This window comes from Dermacoccus sp. UBA1591 (genome assembly GCF_002322065.1).
GTDB classification, from domain to species: domain Bacteria; phylum Actinomycetota; class Actinomycetes; order Actinomycetales; family Dermatophilaceae; genus Dermacoccus; species Dermacoccus nishinomiyaensis.
On record NZ_DCNR01000094.1, the window covers coordinates 12,653 to 16,170 of the forward strand.

General features: G+C 67.3%; 4 protein-coding genes. 1 reads left to right on the forward strand and 3 read right to left on the reverse strand.

What is annotated here, in order from left to right:
- From B2284_RS10380 to B2284_RS10390, 3 genes are all read right to left on the reverse strand, one after another.
- Window positions 1-231: tRNA (cytidine(34)-2'-O)-methyltransferase (locus tag B2284_RS10380; RefSeq protein WP_286697450.1), on the reverse strand; the 231-nt coding region annotated here is incomplete at its 3' end.
- Between the two features lie 19 nt (window positions 232-250).
- Window positions 251-1,912 carry an AMP-binding protein gene (locus B2284_RS10385; protein ID WP_074045798.1) on the reverse strand — a complete coding sequence of 554 codons (1,662 nt, stop codon included), beginning with the start codon at window positions 1,910-1,912 and terminating at the stop codon, window positions 251-253.
- Between the two features lie 118 nt (window positions 1,913-2,030).
- Window positions 2,031-2,657: an SACE_7040 family transcriptional regulator gene (locus tag B2284_RS10390; RefSeq protein WP_006946248.1), complete on the reverse strand. Its 627-nt coding sequence runs from the start codon at window positions 2,655-2,657 to the stop codon at window positions 2,031-2,033.
- Window positions 2,658-3,234: 577 nt separating this feature from the next.
- On the opposite strand from B2284_RS10390, the gene B2284_RS10395 reads away from it, so the two are divergent.
- Window positions 3,235-3,518, forward strand: a 284-nt coding sequence (locus B2284_RS10395) for a Fic family protein (RefSeq protein ID WP_286697451.1), incomplete at its 3' end; no start/stop codon positions are given.

The window sequence follows — 3,518 nt, forward strand, 5'->3', positions numbered from 1 at the left end:
CGTCAGCGCGAGCCACCGCCCGGGGCAAGCGGCGCGGGCCGCGTCGACGTCCGCGTGCACGTGGACGTCGGCCAACTCGTGGTAGTCGAGCCCGCCGCGGCGCAGCAGGCGGGCGTCCATCGAGAAACCGAGCGGTTCGACGAGGTGCAGGCTCGCGCCGACGTTCGCGGCGAGGCGGATGATGTTGCCGGTGTTGGGCGCGATCTGCGGCGCGACGAGGACGATCTGCACGCCCGCGAACCTACCAGCGTCACGTCATGTACTGCGGCGCCTCTTCGCGCAGGTCGATCTTGCGGATCTTGCCCGTCACCGTCATCGGAAATTCATCCATGACGCGCACGTAGCGCGGCACCTTGTAGTGCGCGAGCTTGCCGTCGCAGTAGGCGCGCAGCGATTCGACCGTCAGCGGCTCCGCGCCGTCGACCATCCGGACGCATGCCATGAGTTCCTCGCCGTACTTCTCGTCGGGCACGCCGATGACCTGTGCGTCGACGATGTCGGGGTGGTTGTAGAGGAACTCCTCGATTTCTCGCGGGTAGATGTTCTCGCCGCCGCGGATGACCATGTCCTTGATGCGCCCCGTGATCGCGACGTACCCGTCGTCGTCCATGGCGGCGATGTCGCCTGTGTGCATCCAGCCGTCGACGATGGCTTCGGCGCTCTTGTCGCCCTGGTTCCAATAGCCGAGCATGACCGAGTACCCCTTGGTGCACAGCTCACCCGGCTCGCCGCGCTTGACGGGCTCGTACGTGACGGGGTCGACGACCATGACCTCGAGGTGCGGGCCGACGCGCCCGACCGTCTGCGTGCGCTGCTCGACGGTGTCGTTCTTGCGTGTCTGCAACGACACGGGCGAGGTCTCCGTCATGCCGTAGCAGATGGAGACCTCCTCCATATGCATGCGCTCCATGACCTGACGCATGGTGTGCTCGGGGCATGGCGAGCCGGCCATGATGCCGGTGCGCAGGCTCGTCAGGTCGTAGCGGTCGAAGTCGGGCAGCGCGAGTTCGGCGATGAACATGGTCGGCACGCCGTAGAGGCTCGTACACCGTTCGTCTACCACGGTCTGCAGGGTGACGGCGGCGTCGAAGCCGGGCGCGGGGATGACCATCGTCGCGCCGTGCGAGGTGCAGGCGAGGTTGCCCATGACCATGCCGAAGCAGTGGTAGAACGGCACGGGGATGCAGACGCGGTCCTCGGCTGTGTACGAACAGAGTTCGCCGACGAAGAAGCCGTTGTTGAGGATGTTTCGGTGACTCAGCGTCGCGCCCTTGGGGAAGCCGGTCGTGCCGCTCGTGTACTGGATGTTGATGGCGTCGGTGTTCTTCAACGTCTTCTGGACGGCGGCGAGGCGCTCGCGTCCGCCCTCCGCGGCGAGAGCCTTCGCGCCCGCGTCGGCGAGGTCGCTCCACGACGTCTCGCCGATGAGAACGACGCGCGCGAGGTCGGGGCACTCGCCGCGCACCTGCTCGATCATGCGCGCGTAGTTGCTCGTCTTGAACTTCGGGGCGGCGATCAGTGTCGTGATGCCGGCCTGGCCCAGCACGTACTTGAGTTCGTGGCTGCGGTAGGCGGGGTTGATGTTGACGAGGATGGCGCCGATCTTGGCCGTCGCGTACTGGGTGAGCGTCCACTCGGGGCAGTTGGGCGCCCAGATGCCGACGCGGTCGCCCGTCGCGACGCCGGCGTCGAGCAGTGCCAGGGCCAGTGCGTCGACGTCGTGGAGGAACTCGGTGTACGTCCAGCGACGGCCGCTCGCCACGTCGACGAGCGCCTCACGATCGGGATGTGCGGCGACGGTCGCGTCGAGGTTGTCGCCGATCGTCTGCTCGATAAGAGGCGATTCGGGCGCCCCACGCGTGTGGCTGAGCGTCGGGTCGAGGTCGTTCTCGAGGGTGTCGGTGGCGGACATCGGCTCTCCTCCGGTCGCGTCATCCGTGACTCGCATCACAGGATTTCAGTGAACCACATCACACCGTCTCGGTTAATGGTTCTTAACTGAATTTCTCGACGGGCGGAACGACCCGGCTTCACCCAGCAGGGCGCAGCGCCGCGAGCGCCATCGCGCGCAGGACGGCTCGGGTGCGTTCGCGGTGAGCTTCGACCGCGGTCTTCGTCCTGCCGGTCGAGTGCGGCGTCGAGTTGAGCGCGCCGAAGCCGGCGTGGGCCTTGATGCGGGCTTCGTCGTCGCTGAGAGAGGGGTCGACGTCGCGCAGCACGCCGACCCAGATCTCGACATATTGGCGCTGCAGCTGCCGCACGTCGCGACGAGCGGCTGCGTCGAGGCTTGCGAGATCGCGGCCCTGCACGCGGATGAGCGCCGGCTTGGTCAGGGAGAAGTCGATGTGGAAGTCGACGAGGTTCTCGAGCGCCTCGTCAGCCGTGGCGGCGTCGGCGACGACGCGCGAACCGTTCTCGAGGAGATATCGACTGATGCCGACGAGCAGTTCGGCGAGCACCGCTTCCTTGTTCGCGAAGTGGCGGTAGACGGCGGGGCCGCTGATGCCGACGGCGCTGCCCAGGTCTTCGAGACGCACCCCCGCGAGCCCACGCTCGGCGATGAGGCCCGCAGCGGCATCGAGGATTTGCTGACGCCGGGCAGCCTTACTGCGCTCCCGGGCCGTCAGCTCCGCGCCTGCCGCGACGTCGAGCGCCATGCGAACCCCCGTGGGCGAGAGACAGATATCAACGATTGAGTTAATCACAATGAACTGAAATTGCGGAGGTCCGACGATGCCCTCGAGCCTCACCCGCCTCCCAGCGACCACTCACTGCGCAGGCTGCTCGGGGAGCACGCCCGCCGGAGACGGACGAACTGCTCGCCGCAGCCGAACGTGGCGTCCGCACGCTCTCGCAGGCAGCGGGCGACCTCGCGGGCATCCCCAGTTTCTTGCTGCGATCGGAGGCGATCGCCTCGTCGCGCATCGAGGGAATCGCGCCGTCAGCTCGCCAGGTGGCACTCGCAGAGCTGGGGCAACGTTAGGCCGTACACGGAATCAGCGAACAGGCCCAGATGGTGGCCGACAACATGACGGTTGTGCGCGACGCAACGAGCCGACTCGTCGAGATGCCCGGCCTCACGACGGAGGCAATTGTCGAGGTCCACGCCGCCCTCCTGCCGAACGAGCCGCGACGTCACGGCCTGAGAACCGTGCAGAAATGGATCGGCGGTTCCGACTGGCACCCTATCGACGCAGACTTCGTTCCTCCGCCCCCGACGAGGTGCGCCCCCGCATGGGTGACCTCGCGGCGTATGTCAACGGCGCCGCGCATTCACCGATCGCGCAGGCCGCCCTCGTTCATGCCCAGTTCGAGACGATCCACCCGTTCACCGACGGCAACGGACGCGTCGGACGAGCCCTCATCCACACGGTGCTGGCCCGCCGCGGGTTCACCACGGACGCCATCCTGCCCATCAGTCTGGCGCTCTCGACGCTGCGCGAGACCTACGTCGAGGGTTTGACGATCTACCGTACGGATGCGCCGCCCCTGACGCCTGCCGGTCTGCGGGCGCGCGC

Coding starts and splice junctions, on each gene's coding strand:
- B2284_RS10390 (WP_006946248.1), bottom strand. CDS start 2,657: ATGGCGCTCGACGTCGCGGCAGGCGCGGAGCTGACGGCCCGGGAGCGC.
- B2284_RS10385 (WP_074045798.1), bottom strand. CDS start 1,912: ATGTCCGCCACCGACACCCTCGAGAACGACCTCGACCCGACGCTCAGC.